Genomic DNA, 17,091 nt, shown 5'->3' with positions numbered 1-17,091 from the left:
TTCAAGACGTTAAAAAATAATGGCCAATCTCGCACTGGCGACCTTGGCGTAAGGTACCACATGTTCTTTTTTGCCCGCGGAGATGAGCAGTTCCTCGTTCTCGAATGATAGCAAACGGCCTTCGAATTCTTTGAGTCCTTGAATCGGCTCATAGACCGTTACATATACGTCTTTGCCTACCGCCTTGGCGACATCCGCAGCTTTCTTGAGCGGACGCTCAGCTCCCGGCGAGGAGACTTCAAGGAAATACGCTTCGGAGAACGGATCATTCTCATCCAGCTTCTGGCTGATATATTCGCTGATGGTGCCGCAGTCATCGATATCGATGCCGCCCTCTTTGTCTACGAATACGCGCAGAAACCAGTTGGAGCCTTCCTTCACGTATTCAACATCCACCAGTTCGAAACCATTGTCCTCGAGATAGGACCCGAGCAGCTGCTCTACCGTTTGTTTAATTTTGGATTTGGGTGTGCTCAAAAGAAGATTACCTCCACGAACTTGTCTTTTGCTATATACCAAAGATAAAGAGTGGGTTTCCCCACTCTTTACACAACGGACTTATCTCATTATTACCAAAAAAATTATACCATAGTGAGGCAGCACTGACAAGTACCAGCCCTTGACTCCCCTTTCTATGAGGACATTAAAGGACTGTATATGCTATCACTTGAGCCGATTGTCAGAACAGTGAAAGCTGGTTGCTCTCCGGCAATCCCCGGAAGCAGCCCATTCCCGTGAGCAGCTCAATCACCGTTTTACTGGCCTTGGATTTCTGCTGAAAATCCTCAATGGAGAGGAATTCTCCTGCGTCCTTGGCAGCGGCGATATTAATCGCAGCATTATCCCCGATTCCCGCAAGCGAGGAGAATGGAGGGGTCAGGCTGGTGCCATCCACTGTGAATTTGGTAGCATCCGAGCGGTACAGATCAATGTTCTTGAAGGTGAAGCCGCGTGCGGTCATCTCCAGGGCCATCTCCAGGACCGGAAGCATGGCTTTTTCCTTAGGCAGCGCCTGGAAGCCCTTGGCTTCGATCTCTACCAGCTGGCGCGCAATGGCTTCGTAGCCTTTGCAGCACAGTTCGATATCGAAATCGGCCGCGCGGACCGAGAAGTAAGTCGCATAGTATTCTATCGGATGATACAGCTTGAAGAAGGCTGTGCGCACCGCTGAAATAACATAAGCCGCGGCATGGGCCTTCGGGAACATGTACTGGATTTTGAGACAGGAATCGATGTACCACTGCGGCACCTTGCAATTCTTCATCTCCTCAATCCACTCCGGCGGCAGTCCCTTCCCTTTACGCACGCTCTCCGTAATTTTGAAGGCCAGACTGGCATCCATGCCCGCCTTATAGATCAGATAGAGCATAATATCATCACGGCAGCCGATTACCGTCTTAATGTTGCAGGTATTGTTCTTGATCAGCTCCTGGGCATTCCCCAGCCACACGCCGGTTCCATGGGACAGCCCGGAAATCTGCAGCAAGTCGGCAAAGCTGGACGGCTTCGCTTCCACAAGCATCTGGCGGACGAACTTCGTCCCCATCTCCGGCACCCCATAAGTTGCTACCGGAGTCCGGATCTGATCCGGCCTTACTCCCAGCGCATCTGTGGAGTTAAACATGCTCATCACCTTGGGATCATTCATTGGAATAGTCGTCGGGTCCACACCAGTCAGATCCTGCAGCATGCGCATCATGGTCGGATCATCGTGGCCGAGGATATCGAGCTTGAGCAGGTTGGCATCGAAGGCGTGATAGTCAAAGTGAGTGGTCTTCCACTCGGCTGTAACGTCATCTGCCGGGAACTGCACTGGAGTGATATCTTCGATCTCCATGTAGTCCGGCAAAACAACGATACCGCCGGGATGCTGCCCCGTACTGCGCTTCACACCGGTACAGCCGGCGGCAAGCCGTCCAACCTCCGCGCCGCGCCAGCGCTTCTGGTGATGCTCTTCATATTTCTTGGTGAAGCCGAAGGCGGTCTTCTCCGCCACCGTACCGATGGTTCCCGCACGGAATACATTATCAGGACCGAACATCGTTTTGGTAAAGTTATGAGCATTCGGCTGATACTCCCCGGAGAAGTTAAGGTCGATATCGGGAACCTTGTCCCCTTTGAAGCCCAGGAAGGTCTCAAATGGAATATCCTGGCCTTCTCCCTTAAGCTTGCCGCCGCAATCCGGACAGTCCTTATCCGGCAGGTCGAAGCCGCTTGGCACACTTCCGTCCAGGAACCATTCGCTGTGCCGGCATTCCGAATTGGTACAAATATAATGAGCCGGAAGCGGGTTAACCTCCGAGATTCCAAGGAATGTTGCCACTACAGACGAGCCTACCGAGCCACGGGAACCGACGAGATAACCGTCCTGGTTCGACTTTTTGACAAGCCGTTCCGAGATCAGATAGTTAGCGGAGAAACCGTATTTAATAATCGGGGCAAGCTCCTTCTCCAGACGGGCAACCACAACCTCCGGCAGCTCTTCGCCGTAGATCGATTTGGCTGTGTCATAGCAGGTATTGCGGATCTCATCATCTGCCCCTTCAATAATAGGCGTGAAGAGATCGCTTGGGAACAGGTCGTATTCCTCGAACCGCTCAGCCAGCTCAACCGTATTCGTGACCACAACTTCCTTCGCTTTGGCTGCACCCAGGTATTCGAACTCAGCAAGCATCTCATCGGTTGTACGGAAGTGGGCGTCCGGCTTGTTCTGGTCCTTCAGCGGACTGAACCCGGTAATCCCGTGGATTGTAATATCGCGGAACAGCTTATCGCGCGGCTCCAGATAGTGCACATTCCCCGTGGCAATCACAGGCTTATTCATCTGCTCACCGATCTCACAGATTTTGCGTACAACACTCCGCAGGTCCTCTGGACTCGCTACGAATCCTTTATCCACCAGATGCATGTACATAGTCAGCGGCTGGATTTCCAGAACATCATAGAACTGGGCAACCTCAATCGCCTCTTCCACGGTCTTATTCAGCACAGCCTCGAAGAACTCGCCCCGCTCACAGCCGGATATGACGAGCAGTCCGTCACGATGCTCTTCAAGCTTCGATTTGGGAATGCAGGGTACGCGCTTGTAGTACTCGGTATGAGACATTGAAATCAGCTTATAGAGGTTCTTTTTGCCAGTCGGATTCAGTGCATAGATGCCGCAGTGAAACGGCCGAACATTCGACAGGTCATTGCCTACATAATCATTCAGCCGGTCCAGCCGGGTCAAGCCCTTCATCTTCTCAGCATCGGCTAAGAGACCGTTCAGAATCCCGCCCAATGCAATCGTATCATCCACCGCACGGTGATGGCTCTCCAGCAATACCTTGTACTTGTCAGCAAGCGTATTGAGCCGGTGGTTCTTCATGCTCGGGAAGAGCAGACGCGCCAGCTCCAGCGTATCCAGTGAAGGATTCGGCAGCTCCGGCTGACCCAGCTTCTTCAGAGAAGCTTGAATGAAGCCCATATCGAACCGCGCATTGTGCGCAACGAGAATGCTGTCTCCTACGAACTCCACAAATTCCCTCAGTACCGGTTCCAAATCCGGGGCATCTTTGACCATTTCATCCGTAATGTTCGTTAATTGCTGGATGTGGTAGGGGATTTTCTCATGCGGATTAACGAAGGTGGTGTAACGGTCCAGCTCTTTGCCTTCGCACATCTTGATCGCAGCAAGCTCCGTGATGTTGTTGCGTGTAATGGACAGCCCCGTGGTCTCGATGTCGAAGACAACATAGGTTGCAGTCTTGAGCTCCAGCGGCTGCGCATTCTCCACGATATTGACCGCATCATTGACTACATTGGCCTCCACACCGTAAAGCATCTTGAGCTTATGCTTATGGGCGGCGTGGTTCGCATCCGGGAAGCTCTGAACATTGCCGTGGTCGGTTACTGCAAGCGCCGGGTGGCCCCACTTCGCAGCTGTTTTGACATAGGCATCAATCGGTGCTACCGCATCCATCGTGCTCATAGTCGTATGCAAGTGGAACTCCACACGTTTCTCCTTGGCATTGTCCTTACGGGCAGGGGGCGCCGATACCTCGGTCAGATCCGAAGGAATCATCACCAGCTCGGGAATCTGCATGAACCGGTCATATTCCACTTTACCGCGCGCACGGACCCATTTGCCGTTAGCCAGCTGACCCATGATCTTCAGCTCTTCCTTGGTCTTGGCGAACATCTTCATCTGCAGGGAATCTGTAAAGTCTGTGATGCAGAAGGTGAACAGCGTATTTCCGTTACGCAGCTCCTTGCGGTCCAGCCCGAAGATCGTCCCCTGGATTGTAATCTTCTTCTCTTCATCCTGAATCTCCAGAATGGAGACGGCCTGCTCTTTGATGTCATTCCCTACCTGAAGCTTAATGACCTCATTTGGGTCCCCGGCTTCTTCAGGCTCGTCCGGCTCGCTATTCATCATCATCAGCTCTACCAGCTCACGCTGCTCCTGCTGGAGCTTTTGCTGGAATTCCTCATAGGCATCCGCCTTGCTCTTACTCTCGTCCTCGGCCATTTGCAGCTTGACCTTGAGGGGAAGTGCGAAATATTTATCATAATATTTAATAATGGCGGCTTCGATACCCTTCTTGCGGGCCAGCTCAAGTGACATCGAATCATTCAGGCTAAGGATGAGCGTACCGTCCCGCAGCTCCTGACTGGAACGCGTCAGCCAACCGTTGACGGAAGGAATCTCACGCTGGACCCACTCCAGGAACATGCCCCAGTACTCCTGCACAATATCAGCTCTGCTTACAGTATCATCATATAGGAACAAGAAGCTGACCTTGGCAATATGCTGCAGCTTCTCACGCATTCTTAGGATAAAGGCCCTGTAGGTCTGGGCGGGAATTAGGGTTGTCTTCGCAATCACGATATGCCAGTCATGGTTGCCGCGGCTAATCTCCACCCGTTCAATCTGTCCGTCTACAAAATAAGGATCAATCATGGCAGGCGGAATCTCCCCCTGCTTCATCAACAGCTCAAATCTCTTTCTTCTCTCCACGTTATGCTCCATGCATTCCCCACCTAACTCGGCAATAATTGGCGTAAGACTCCGGCGTCATTCTAATGTAATCACTCACTCTATTGTAAGAAAAAGCCTCCGGCTTAAAAAGCATTGGGTACTTGCGGCCCGCCGACTCCTCTCGCCAGAAGCTGATATAAAAATTAACAAATATAAGTCTGCCGATTAATACGCTTTGGCAAATACAACCGTGTGCTGAGCAGGTTTGCCGCAGCAAATACAGGTCTCTTTCGTTTCTGACGGGTGGAACGGAATATTACGGCTGCCTGCACCGGTCTCTTCCTTGACCTTGGTCTCACATTCCTCAGAGCCACACCAGCCTGCAAGCGCAAAACCGCGTTTCTCCTCCATAGAATCCTTCATTTGCTCAAGCGTATCTACGGAATAGAAATGATCCTCGCGGAATTTCAGTGCCCGCTCGTACATTTCCTGGTGGACCTGTTCCAGCATAGCATTCACTTCTTCAACCAGGTTCTCCTGCTGAATGACCTTCTTCTCGCCGCTGATCCGGGATACGAGCACACAGACTCCATTCTCCATATCACGCGGTCCAAGCTCCAGACGGACAGGAACGCCGCGCATTTCATATTCATTGAACTTCCAGCCCGGGGTTACATCGGCACGGTCATCTACACGCACACGGATTCCGGCACTCTTGAGTTCACCAAACAGTTCATCGGTACGTCCGATGACAGCTTCGCGGGTCTTAGGCGGTCCGATTGGAATCATAATGACCTGTGTAGGCGCTACCTTCGGCGGCAGAGCCAGTCCACGGTCGTCACCATGCACCATGATGAGGGAACCGATCAGGCGTGTGGTAGAGCCCCATGAGGTGGTATGTGCGTGTTCCAGTACATTCTCCCGGTTCAGGTATTGGATATCAAAAGCAACCGCGAACTTGGTGCCCAGGTAATGTGAGGTAGCGGCTTGAACCGCCCGTCCATCCTTCATCATCGCTTCAATGGAATACGTATCCACCGCACCGGCGAACCGCTCGGATGGCGTCTTCTGTCCGGTCACTACCGGAATCGCCAGAAAAGTCTCCACGAAGTCGCGGTAGTTATCAAGCATCTTCATCGTTTCTTCGCGTGCTTCCGTCTCATTCTCATGCGCGGTATGGCCTTCCTGCCAGAGGAATTCAGTCGTGCGGATGAACGGCAGAGTACGTTTCTCCCAGCGGACTACGTTCGCCCATTGGTTGATCAGCACCGGAAGGTCACGGTAAGACTGAATCCATTTAGAATACATATGCCCGAACATCGTCTCGGATGTAGGACGGATCGCCAGTCGTTCTTCCAGCACATCGCCTCCGGCCTCAGTGACCCAAGGCAGCTCCGGGTTGAAGCCCTCCACATGTTCCTTCTCCTTCTGGAAAAAGCTCTCGGGAATGAATAGCGGGAAGTAAGCGTTCCGGTGACCGGTGGCCTTCAGGCGGCGGTTCATTTCCTCCTGGATATGCTCCCAGATCTCGTAGCCGTCCGGTTTGAATACGATACAGCCGCGGACCGGTGAATAATCCATCAGGTCCGCTTTTTTGATAACATCGATATACCAGCGTGAGAAATCCTCGCCCTGCGGCGTGATCTCTGTAACGAACTGCTTGTCTTTGGCCATGTGAAGAAATCCTCCTATTATTCGCCCCTCAGATTGCACATTAGCTATGAAGCCCAATCAAATGCATCACGGGATAAAAATGATATGACATCCGTCAGCCGCTTATGAGGCGTAAAATATCATTATACGTAACAGCGATCATCACCAGGAACAGCAGGGCAAAGCCTACAAAGTGGACCATGCCTTCCCTGCTCGGGTCCACCGGCTTGCCGCGCAGTGCCTCAACACCAAGGAACACCAGCCGGCTGCCATCCAAGGCAGGAATCGGCAGCAGATTAAAGATCCCTAAGTACAAGCTGAGAATAGCCGCCCAGTACGTCAGATACTGAATCCCCTGCTGGGCAATCTGCCCTGTCAACTGGAACGTGCCTACCGGCCCGGAAATATCATCCATATTAAATTTGTTGATCAGCTGTTTGAAGCCGACAAAAATTAACTCCGTGGTGTCCACCATAGCTTTGCTTGACTTGGTAATCGTCTCACCCACTCCGGCCTTTCGGGTAGGCAGCTCCGGCGTAATTCCAACCTTGCCGCCTTGCTCCCCTTCCATTCCGCGGGGAACCATGGTCACACTGAAGGTCTCTTCACCACGTTTTAGCGTCCAGTTCATTTCTTTGCCTTTGGAGGCCGAGGTCAGCTTGATCATCTTCTGATAATCTCCGCCGATGGCCTGCCCGTCCACAGTGACGACAATATCACCCTTCTGAAGGCCAGCTTCCTGCGCAGGCATTCCTAAGCTGACGTCACCGATCTTCACATAGGTCGGGTTCTCCACCGGAATACCGGCCATCTGCAGATGAAGTGCAAATAGCACAAACGCCAGAATGAAGTTCATCACCGGACCGGCCAGGATGGCTATCGCTCGCTGGCCGACGGTTTTGCTCCCGAACTGGCGGTCCTTAGGCGCGATTTGTGTCTGCTGGGTGCCCTTGATCATCATCGCCTGCGGATTCACATCATAGGTGGTCACTTCACCATCTACATCAAGGCGGATTTTCAGATCATTCTCCAGATCCGTGAACTGCGCTTCGCCGCGTATAACATTTCTGCGCGTATCCAGGGAATCAAGGTAAATATTCTTCACCTTGTTGTCCTGGCCCAGCCGGACAGCAATGGTCTGCCCAGGGCCGATCTCAACCATCTCCGGGTCTTCGCCGGCCATACGGGCGTATCCCCCGAAGGGCAGCAGACGAAGCGTGAACTGGGTTTCACCGCGTTTATAAGAGAACAGTTTCGGACCGAAACCGATCGCAAATTCCCGTACAAGAATTCCGGCGCGTTTGGCAAAATAATAATGTCCCCATTCATGGACAGTCACCAGAACAAAGAACATAAACACCGTTAAAAAAACAACTCTTACCATCTCCATAGCGCAACATTCCCCCTTTAGGTGTAAGACCGAAGTATGTCCTCTTAATTTATCATTATTCCAAGGCAGGGCACAAGAGAATCAACAGTCCACACCTATTTTTCAGGGTACAGCCATATTCACCGTTTCCAAAGGCCTCTTATCCCTTTACAGGATAGCCGCAAGCTCCCGGGAAGCTATATCGCTCCTGTGAATCTGTTCCAGACCAGGGTTCGCCTCATTCTGATGACGCTGAAGCACTTCATCAATAATCTCATCAATCCGCAGGAAGGGAATCTCACCGCGCAGGAAGCGGGCCACGGCGACCTCATTGGCTGCATTGAAGGCTGTTGTGAATGTGCCGCCCGCTATGCCGCAGTCAATGGCCATCTTCAGCGCCGGATAGCGCTCATAATCCATCTCCCGGAAGGTCAGGCTGGCTACCTGAGCCAGAGACAAACGCTTCGCAGGAGAAGGCCAGCGGTCGGGATAGGTGAGCGCATATTGAATGGGAACCCGCATATCAGGAGTTCCAAGCTGAGCAATAATGCTGCTGTCACAGAACTCCACATACGAGTGAATGATGCTCTCCGGATGCAGCACCACATTAATCTGCTCATACGGAAGGGCGAACAAATGGTGGGCTTCAATAACCTCCAGGCCTTTGTTAACCATGGTTGCCGAGTCAATAGTAATCTTGGCCCCCATGCTCCAATTGGGGTGACGCAGTGCGTCCGCTACCGTTACATTCGTAAGCTGTTCACGCTTATAATCACGGAACGAGCCACCCGAGGCTGTAATGGTAATTGAAGCTACATCATTACGGTTCTCGCCATTTAAGCATTGAAAAATTGCTGAATGCTCGCTGTCTACTGGCAGCAGCTTCACGCCTTTGCGTCCAGCCAGTTCTGTAACCAGATGTCCGGCGGTCACCAGTGTCTCCTTATTAGCCAGTCCAATATGTCTGCCGGCTTCAATTGCCGCCAGCGTAGACTGAAGTCCTACACTGCCTACAAGCGCAGTTACGACCGTCTGTGCATCGCCTCCGGCAGCAATCTCCACCAGACCTTCACTTCCGCTATACAGCTCTACACCGGCAGGCAGACTGGATCTGATCTCCTCTGCAAGCTCCTGCGTCGATACCGATACACGGCGAGGCTTGAAACGGCGGACCTGTTCCAGCAGCAGTGAAGTATTACTTCCCGCCGCCAGTCCATCGACTTCAAAAGCTTCCGGATGCATAGCTACCACATCCAGCGTCTGGGTACCGATGGAACCCGTGGAGCCGAGAATACTAATTCTTTTCACAGTTGCTTTCCTTCTCCCTGTCGTTAATAGTAAGGCATCAGCATTACGATATGTACGAAAGGAAATACGATGATCCAGCTGTCGCAGCGGTCCAGGATGCCACCGTGACCCGGCAGAAGTGAGCCTGAATCCTTAATACCGTACACCCGTTTATAGGCAGATTGTACAAGATCTCCAAGCTGACCCAGCACAGCGCAGGCAATTCCAATCAGCAGCGCGCGTCCGATAGTCAGCAGATCAGGAACCAGTAAAGCAAACACAATCGATATGACAGCAGAAATCAATACTCCGCCAAGCGCGCCCTCTATAGTCTTATTAGGACTGATTGCAGGCCACAGCTTGTTCTTCCCGAAGCTTCTGCCGACAAAATAGGCTCCGGCATCACTGCCCCATATACAGCACAGCAGCAGGATCGTCCAGAAGAGGCCATGGCCATCTCCCGCACCGCGGGCGACTCCCATATACGAGAACCCCATTCCTATGTAAACAATGCCAGTGAACATCATCGCGGTGATTTTGATATCCAGCTTATTCTTACTGAACACAGTGACCAGCAGGAACAGCAGCAACACCAGCCATATCCCCTGTTCCCAGGAGAATAACTTTTTCATTTCCAGGAGGTCCCAAGGAATCATAAAGCCTACAACAGAGGCATAACCAAATACAGCCGTCAGCCCGAAGGTTGCTGTACCTGTCATTTTCACAAATTCATAATAGCCGATGAGGGCCATGGCAGTCAGCATCAGCTGATACGGCCAGCCGCCCCAATAGCATAACCCTAAAAACAAGGCTCCGGCAACAATTCCGGTAATCAATCGCTGCTTCAAAGAATCCCTCTCCCATCAGGCTACTTCAATCCACCATAACGGCGTGTGCGGCGCTGATATTCAGCCACAGCCTGCATCAGATGCGCCTTGTCGAATTCCGGCCAGTATGCATCCGTAAACCAAAATTCACTGTATGCGATTTGCCACAGCATAAAATTACTGAGCCGCATCTCTCCGCTGGTACGAATCAGCAGGTCAGGATCAGGCAAGCCGCTGGACAACATTCTGCTGTCAATCAGCTCTGAAGTAATTTCTTCAGGTGACAGGATTCCTGCCTGGATATCCTTGCCCAAGTCGCGCATACAGTTCTCTATCTCTTTGCGCCCGCCATAGTTGAGTGCAAAATTCAAAATAAGTCCAGTATTACTCTGTGTGCGGGCCACCGCTTCTTCCATCGCCTTGCGCGTATGGGAAGGCAGCGAGTCGGTATCACCCATTACGCGAACCTGTACATTCTTTTCAATTAATTCGTCCAGTTCAATCGCCAGGAATTCAACGGGGAGACGCATCAGGAAATCCACTTCATCCTTCGGCCGGCTCCAATTCTCCGTAGAGAAAGCGTACAGCGTCAAAAATTCTACTCCGAGGTCATTCGCTGCAATCGTAGCACGTTTGACTGCCTTCATCCCGTTCTGATGGCCCACAACCCGGGGCATACCGCGCCGTTTCGCCCAGCGCCCGTTGCCATCCATAATTATCGCTACGTGCCGGGGAATATTATCCGGTGAAATCTCGACTGGCTCCTGCCTGTCTTTACGGCTCAGCCATTCTTGAATCCGTTTGATCATTTCCGTTTCCTCCAAGCTCTTATCAGAAAGAGACAAACCCCACCATTAACGGAGGGGCCTGAAGTCTCATGAATTTCGTTATACTTCCATAATCTCTTTTTCTTTGGACAAGAGCACTTTGTCGACTTCAGCTATGAACTTATCCGTTGATTTCTGGATATCTTCCTGATGTCCATGGGATTCATCTTCTGAAATGCCGTTCTTCTCCATCTTCTTGATGTCATCGTTGGCATCGCGGCGGATGTTGCGGATCGCTACCTTAGCTTCTTCACCGAACTTCTTGGTGAATTTCACCAGCTCAGTGCGGCGTTCTTCGGTAAGCGGAGGAATCGACAGGCGGATGATCGTACCATCATTGGCTGGTGTAATCCCGATGTCGGATTTCATAATCGCCTTTTCGATGTCTGACATTGAGGTTTTGTCCCACGGCTGGATCAGCAACGTCCGGGAATCCGGTGTGCTGATGTTAGCCAGCTGATTGATCGGAGTTGGAGCACCGTAATACTCAACCTGGATGCGATCCAGCAGCGACGTCGAAGCGCGTCCTGCCCGCAGTGTTGCCAAGTCGCGTTTCAGCGAGAGAATCGCTTTTTCCATACGCTCTTCAGCATTCTTCTTAACCGATTGTGGCATTTAATTTACACTCCCTTTAACGATCGTCCCGATCTTTTCGCCGAGAACGACGCGCTTAATATTGCCTTGCTCTGTAATAGCAAACACAATGAGCGGTATATTATTATCCATGCAGAGTGAGGAAGCGGTAGAATCCATAACTCCCAGGTTTTTGTTCAGAATATCCATGTAAGTCAGCTGCTCGTATTTAACGGCTGTGCTGTCCTTGAACGGATCTGCTGAGTAGACTCCGTCTACCTTATTCTTGGCCATGAGGATAACCTCGGCTTCAATCTCGGCTGCTCTAAGCGCTGCCGTAGTATCGGTCGAGAAGAACGGATTCCCTGTCCCTGCGGCAAAAATAACTACGCGGCCCTTCTCCAGATGCCGGATGGCCCGGCGGCGGATATAGGGCTCAGCAATCTGCTGCATGGCGATAGAGGTCTGAACCCGGGTAGGGACATCAATCTGCTCCAGAGCGTCCTGCAATGCCAGCGAGTTCATCACTGTTGCCAGCATTCCCATATAATCGGCCGTTGCCCGGTCAATACCGCTTGCACTTCCGGCGATTCCGCGCCAGATGTTGCCACCGCCGCATACAATCGCAACCTGAACTCCAAGCTCCACGACTTCCTTGACCTGCTCTGCAATAGAGATGATCGTATCGGCATCGATGCCATAGCCATTCTGTCCGGCGAGCGATTCACCGCTTACCTTAAGGACTACTCTCTTAAATACCGGTTGTTCCAATTATATACCCTCACTTTCTACAAAAGACGGAACACTACTTGTATGTGTTCCGCTCTTTTGATGCTTGCCTGTATTCAGTTCTTATTCAATGACCTGCAGTTATTATTGTTTTACTTGTGCCATAACTTCTTCTACGAAGTTATCGACTTTCTTCTCAAGACCTTCACCCAGTTCGAAACGAACGAAGCGGCGGATCGTGATGTTTTCGCCAATGGTGCTGATTTTTTCATTCAGCAGCTGGGAGATTGTCTTGTCCGGGTCTTTAACGAAGGATTGCTCCATCAGGCAATATTCTTCATAGAACTTGCTGATGCGGCCTTCCACCATTTTTTCAACGATCTTCTCAGGCTTGCCTTCGTTCAGCGCTTGTGCCTTAAGAATTTCTTTTTCCTTCTCTACGTCTGCAGAAGGTACTTCTTCACGACGGACATACAGCGGGTTCGCTGCTGCGATTTGCATAGCGATATCGCGTGCGAATTCTCTGAAGGAATCCGTTTTGCCTACGAAGTCAGTTTCGCAGTTGATTTCTACCAGAACGCCAATACGGCCGCCAGCGTGGATATAGGATTCTACAGTACCTTCAGTAGCAATACGACCTGCTTTGTTGGCTGCTGCGGACAAACCTTTTTCACGAAGCAATTCAGCTGCTTTGGTGATATCGTTGTTTGCTTCTTCCAGAGCTTTCTTACAATCGAGCATTCCTGCCCCTGTTCTTTCGCGAAGTTCCTTCACTGCTTTTGCATCTACTGCCATTGTTATTCCCTCCAGGGTCATAGTCGTTGTCATGCGGGGACATCTAGCGATACTTACTTGCATTTTAAAAAAAGGGCAGTGAGAGGTTATCCACCTGCCAACCACCCTTTTCATTTAAGTTCTTATTTATATGTTCCGGTTACTACTTAAGCTGTAGTTGTGTCTTCACCCTGATGAGCTTCAACAACAGCATCAGCCATCTTACCAGTCAAAAGCTTCACGGCGCGGATAGCGTCGTCATTGCCTGGAATTACGTAGTCAATTTCATCCGGATCGCAGTTAGTATCAACGATAGCTACGATTGGAATACCCAATTTGCGAGCTTCTGCCACTGCAATGCGCTCTTTACGCGGGTCAATGATGAACAGCGCGCTTGGAAGACCTTTCATGTTCTTGATACCGCCCAGGAATTTCTCAAGACGATCTTTCTCTTTGCGGAGAAGGATAACTTCTTTCTTAGGCAATACTGCAAAGGTACCGTCTTCTTCCCATGCTTCCAGTTTCTTCAGGCGGTCAATACGCTTCTGAATGGTCTGGAAGTTAGTCAGGGTACCCCCGAGCCAACGCTGGTTAATGAAGAACATACCCGAACGTTCAGCTTCTTCTTTCACGGAATCCTGAGCCTGCTTCTTTGTTCCTACGAATAGGATTGTGCCGTTGTCGCCAGCGACGCTCTTTACAAAGTTGTAAGCTTCCTCTACCTTCTTGACTGTTTTTTGCAAGTCAATAATGTAAATTCCGTTTCTTTCAGTGAAGATATAACGATCCATCTTTGGGTTCCAACGACGAGTCTGGTGACCGAAGTGTACCCCAGCTTCGAGAAGCTGCTTCATGGAGATTACTGCCATCTTCACACACCTCCTAAGTTTGGTTTATTGTGTGTCTCCTCCGCCGCGCGTCATCTTTCAGCAAGACTTTCTTCAGAAGAAAGCACCCCTTACCGAAATCAACCGGCGTGTGTTTTAACACCGTCAATTAATATATCATAATAAAACAACCTATGCAACGATTACTTTTTTACGGTAATCAGCTTGTCAATAATGGAGTTGATGCTCTCTCCCTTGGTGAAGTTGTAGCTGCCGTATTGAATGATAGTATTCACCTTACGGCTGTTTGCCGTCTTGAGGAACTTATTCTTGTCCTCAATTACCCCGGCTTCCGCGAGTAAATCTGCTGTCTGAGCGAGGGTAATTCCAGTGGGGATCTTGAGAGTGATTGCCCCATCCACCGCAGCCACAGGCGCTTCAGGCTTAGCCGGAGCTTTGGTAACAGGTGCTGCGGTGCTCTGCGGCTGCGCAGGAGCAGAAGGCTTGCCCGGAGTCGCTGCGGCATTTGGCACTGCAGCCGGCTTGGGCGGGACAACAGGCGTAGATGCTGGTGTTACTGGTGTTACTGGTGTTGCTGCTGGCGCCCCGGATGCCTCAGTCTCGGCCGCTTTCTCCGGGGACGGCGTTGCTGTTGCGGCAGCTTCTGCCGGATCTAGAACGGTAAGGTTCAGACTAGCCGCTTGCCGGATCAGCTCTTCTTTGGTCAGAGGCGCCGCCCGCCCGGCTATCATCAGCTGCAGCAGCAGTGCGCCGGCTATCAGCCCGATCCCTAATCCCAGCATAAAGAACCGGTTCTTCATCATATGGACTCCTCCTGCTGGGCAAGCTGCAGGATCAGCTGCACCTCGCCCCGCTGAAGACCGGCGGTCTTAGCGATAGAGTCGATCGATTTCCCCTGCTCATGCAGCTCGAACAGCCGGGGATACCGCAGCTTAATGGAGCTCACGGGTCTTGGCTTAACAGGAGATACTGCCTCAGTTGCCTGCTCCGTGCCCTGAGGCTTCTCCGCATGGCCGGACGAAGCTTCCCGAGAGAAGGTAGCTGCCAGCTGAAGCAATCCCTTCTCTTCCGCAGTCAGACGCGCATCCATCAGCAGCAGGCTCTTCTGCAGCTCGCCCACCTGCTCCCGCAGTACACCGATTTCTTCCTGAAGGGCTGCCTTATTGCTCTGTGACTGTGTCTTAATGCTGCCCACCAGCTTCAGCAGCTCGGAGTTCTCATGTTCGATATCGGCCATGTAGAGCTCCAGAGCTGCCTCCGTCTCCTTCAGGCTCTTCTTCTCCGAATCTTCCTTACCCGTCCTGGCCGGCAGCCGCAGGGCATAAACAATAGCAACTACGCCTACCAGCACGATGTATACCCATGGTTCCAAGTGTGTAATCTCCTTCTGCGTTTAATTCGTAGGATGCCTTAACTGCATTTGCGGTTATCCTGTCCCAATCAGAGACTGAAATCAATACGGTGCCCTTTATAGGGATGTTCGGCATCATGGGTGTTCTCCTGCTTGTCCGGTTTGCGCGGATGAGGCTGACTGCCAGAGCCGTTCCCATTGCCGCCGTCCCGCAGGGCCGATTCGGCAGACTCGTCAACCTCAGTGCTGCGCAGCGAGATTTCCTGGCTATGCTTAACATTCTGGCCTGCCAATTGCTGCTGGTCGAGTGCAGGACGCTGCTGAAGGTTGTTCTGAACTTTGCCCGCATCATGGGTACGGGGCAGTGCAATTTGCAGTTCCACCGGTTTCAGACTCATAAGATCCCTCTTCTCCGCTCATTGGTTTCAGAATCAAGGAATGGCAGGCCGCCACGGCTGCCCGCCTGATTAAACGTACGGTATGATAGATATATCCCCTTCACTATAAATGAAGGTTACCCGCTCCGTCGGGTCCTTGACGAACCTCGTGTATCTGCCGATTACGATCTTGGAGCCTCCATAGATCGTCTTGACGACATCAACCTTAGCTCTGCCGGTGTCCTCCAGCATGCGCTCGATCTCCAGCACACGCTCTTTAATTCTCTTTTCATCACGCATATGGGACTGCTTGGTGGCATTAAGCTTGACGCGAAGCGCCACCTTGTCGGGCGATAGCTGCCCATTGTTCGCCAGCTGATTAAGCAGATACAACGCCTTATTGGTCTTGTCCTCATTCTCGAGAAGCTGCCGCAGCTCCTGGCGCAGTTCGTTGATCTCATTTCTCAGCTCGGGAACAACGCCCACTTCAATCGCTGTAGCTGTAGACATGGTATTGCCGATGGTACGGGCAATCACGCGCTCACCTGCCTGTACGATACCGCCGACGATTAAGCCTTTGGCCCCGTTGCACAGTACATCATGACCTGCCCGGATGCTGGAATGCATAATGCTCTGGGAGACGATAATATCCTCCCCGGCCACAACATTGCCCTCCTGGATGAACGAGACCTTAACATTTTTACCGGCGCTTACGTGGCCTTTATTATATCCGATGATGCCGCCCGTAATCTCGATGGACCCGCCCGATATCAGTTCGGCCCCCTCTACCCCGCCGACCACACGGATATCTCCTGCCGATTTGACGGTGAAGCCGGTAAGCACATTGCCGCGGATGACCACCGTGCCCACGAAATCAATATTGCCTGTGCTGTAATCCACATCCCCATTGATTTCATACACCGGAAATACATTGATTTTGCCCTTGTCTGTCAGCGTAACCAATCCGTCAATCGCCGAATACATGGAGGTCTCTTCCTGATCCACCACCACATTCTTGCCTACTTTGAAATGAGCCTCCTTCCCTGCCCGGAACGGAAGCTCTTCCCCGGTTACCATTTTTCCGCTCACGCCGTTCTCTGCCGGAATAACCTTGGCAATAAGCTGGCCCTTCCTTACGTTATGCAGCCGGACCAGCTCTTTGTAATCCACTTTGCCATCCTCTTTCTCCAGAGGCTTGCGGTCCTCCTCCATATCAACGGTCAGCACAACCCGGCCGTCCTTACCGTTGACAGCAGGCTGTCCAATCGCGATAGGCACCCGGTTCCAGAAATATTCTTCCGGGTTACTGCTAATCCGCTGAACAATATCATGCTGGATACCGAAACGAATATTGTGACTGAACAGGAAGCTCTCAAGGTCTTCGACCGAACAGGTGAAATTCTCATCCTTCTTGGTGAACTGAAGGTAAGCGATCCCCTTATCCTCCGAAAAAGTAATGCTCAGGTATTGGCTCAATACATATTGACCGATCAATTTCTGCTCCCCCTTGTCACCG

General features: G+C 51.6%; 15 protein-coding genes. All 15 read right to left on the bottom strand.

What is annotated here, in order from left to right:
- Nucleotides 1-9: 9 nt before the first annotated feature.
- The 15 genes from rimP to NST04_RS17400 all read right to left on the bottom strand — a co-directional run bounded on the left by rimP (nt 10) and on the right by NST04_RS17400 (nt 17,069).
- A complete protein-coding gene (rimP, locus tag NST04_RS17470; protein ID WP_036724721.1) occupies nt 10-477 on the bottom strand; it encodes a ribosome maturation factor RimP in 468 nt (155 codons plus the stop codon).
- Between the two features lie 202 nt (nt 478-679).
- Complete coding sequence (locus NST04_RS17465) at nt 680-5,011, bottom strand: PolC-type DNA polymerase III (protein WP_341185391.1); 4,332 nt, start codon at nt 5,009-5,011, stop codon at nt 680-682.
- A 174-nt stretch (nt 5,012-5,185) separates the two neighbouring features.
- On the bottom strand, nt 5,186-6,634 hold the full coding sequence (gene proS / locus NST04_RS17460) for a proline--tRNA ligase (protein WP_341185390.1): 1,449 nt from the start codon (nt 6,632-6,634) through the stop codon (nt 5,186-5,188).
- A gap of 94 nt (nt 6,635-6,728) precedes the next feature.
- Nucleotides 6,729-8,003, bottom strand: coding sequence for an RIP metalloprotease RseP (rseP, locus tag NST04_RS17455; protein ID WP_341185389.1), 1,275 nt, complete (start codon nt 8,001-8,003; stop codon nt 6,729-6,731).
- A 147-nt stretch (nt 8,004-8,150) separates the two neighbouring features.
- On the bottom strand, nt 8,151-9,290 hold the full coding sequence (locus tag NST04_RS17450; protein ID WP_341185388.1) for a 1-deoxy-D-xylulose-5-phosphate reductoisomerase: 1,140 nt from the start codon (nt 9,288-9,290) through the stop codon (nt 8,151-8,153).
- Nucleotides 9,291-9,313: 23 nt separating this feature from the next.
- Nucleotides 9,314-10,117 carry a phosphatidate cytidylyltransferase gene (locus NST04_RS17445; RefSeq protein ID WP_341185387.1) on the bottom strand — a complete coding sequence of 268 codons (804 nt, stop codon included), beginning with the start codon at nt 10,115-10,117 and terminating at the stop codon, nt 9,314-9,316.
- A 20-nt stretch (nt 10,118-10,137) separates the two neighbouring features.
- Nucleotides 10,138-10,905 carry an isoprenyl transferase gene (locus tag NST04_RS17440; RefSeq protein ID WP_341185386.1) on the bottom strand — a complete coding sequence of 256 codons (768 nt, stop codon included), beginning with the start codon at nt 10,903-10,905 and terminating at the stop codon, nt 10,138-10,140.
- A 78-nt stretch (nt 10,906-10,983) separates the two neighbouring features.
- Nucleotides 10,984-11,538, bottom strand: coding sequence for a ribosome recycling factor (gene frr / locus NST04_RS17435; protein ID WP_036724711.1), 555 nt, complete (start codon nt 11,536-11,538; stop codon nt 10,984-10,986).
- Nucleotides 11,539-12,267 carry a UMP kinase gene (gene pyrH, locus NST04_RS17430; protein WP_036692582.1) on the bottom strand — a complete coding sequence of 243 codons (729 nt, stop codon included), beginning with the start codon at nt 12,265-12,267 and terminating at the stop codon, nt 11,539-11,541.
- 102 nt (nt 12,268-12,369) lie between these two features.
- Nucleotides 12,370-13,020, bottom strand: coding sequence for a translation elongation factor Ts (tsf, locus tag NST04_RS17425; RefSeq protein ID WP_036724710.1), 651 nt, complete (start codon nt 13,018-13,020; stop codon nt 12,370-12,372).
- Nucleotides 13,021-13,166: 146 nt separating this feature from the next.
- Nucleotides 13,167-13,868, bottom strand: a complete 702-nt coding sequence (rpsB, locus tag NST04_RS17420; protein WP_036692565.1) for a 30S ribosomal protein S2 — start codon at nt 13,866-13,868, stop codon at nt 13,167-13,169.
- Between the two features lie 161 nt (nt 13,869-14,029).
- A complete protein-coding gene (locus tag NST04_RS17415) occupies nt 14,030-14,650 on the bottom strand; it encodes a hypothetical protein (RefSeq protein ID WP_341185385.1) in 621 nt (206 codons plus the stop codon).
- Nucleotides 14,647-15,219, bottom strand: a complete 573-nt coding sequence (locus tag NST04_RS17410; RefSeq protein ID WP_341185384.1) for a hypothetical protein — start codon at nt 15,217-15,219, stop codon at nt 14,647-14,649. Before NST04_RS17410 ends, NST04_RS17415 begins: the two co-directional genes overlap by 4 nt.
- Before the next feature lie 68 nt (nt 15,220-15,287).
- The gene (locus tag NST04_RS17405; protein ID WP_341185383.1) at nt 15,288-15,596 is read right to left on the bottom strand and encodes a hypothetical protein; all 309 of its coding nucleotides are present in this window, start codon (nt 15,594-15,596) and stop codon (nt 15,288-15,290) included.
- A gap of 69 nt (nt 15,597-15,665) precedes the next feature.
- Nucleotides 15,666-17,069 (bottom strand): DUF342 domain-containing protein, encoded by a 1,404-nt coding sequence (locus tag NST04_RS17400; RefSeq protein WP_341185382.1) that lies wholly within the window; start codon nt 17,067-17,069, stop codon nt 15,666-15,668.
- Nucleotides 17,070-17,091 lie beyond the last annotated feature (22 nt).

The organism is Paenibacillus sp. FSL H7-0756 (assembly GCF_038006765.1).
GTDB lineage: Bacteria > Bacillota > Bacilli > Paenibacillales > Paenibacillaceae > Paenibacillus_AQ.
This window is presented reverse-complemented; position numbering and strand designations above follow the sequence as displayed.